This window comes from Hungatella sp. SL.1.14, assembly GCF_024460495.1.
Taxonomy (GTDB): Bacteria; Bacillota; Clostridia; order Lachnospirales; family Lachnospiraceae; genus Hungatella; species Hungatella hathewayi.
Genome location: NZ_JANFYJ010000109.1, coordinates 1 through 512 on the forward strand (window position 1 = coordinate 1; position 512 = coordinate 512).

The 512-nt window shown below is 50.2% G+C and carries 1 rRNA gene; it reads right to left on the minus strand.

What is annotated here, in order from left to right:
* A 23S ribosomal RNA gene (locus NE473_RS30190) occupies nucleotides 1-512 on the minus strand; the annotation flags it as partial.

Consider the following 512-nt stretch of genomic DNA (forward strand, 5'->3'; position numbering starts at 1 on the left):
ATTCCACAGCTTCGGTGTCGTGTTTCAGCCCCGGACATTTTCGGCGCAGGACCTCTCGACTAGTGAGCTATTACGCACTCTTTGAATGTGTGGCTGCTTCTGAGCCAACATCCTAGTTGTCTTCGAAATCCCACATCCTTTTCCACTTAACACGCACTTTGGGACCTTAGCTGGTGGTCTGGGCTCTTTCCCTTTTGACTGCCCAACTTATCTCGTGCAGTCTGACTCCCGTACATCATTTATGCGGCATTCGGAGTTTGATATCTCTTGGTAAGCTTTGACGCCCCCTTAAGAATTCAGTGCTCTACCTCCGCTAAACTAATACGAGGCTAGCCCTAAAGCTATTTCGAGGAGAACCAGCTATCTCCGGGTTCGATTGGAATTTCTCCCCTACCCACACCTCATCGCCACCCTTTTCAACGGATGTGCGTTCGGTCCTCCATTTCCTTTTACGGAAACTTCAACCTGGACATGGGTAGATCACCCGGTTTCGGGTCTGCCTGAACTGACTC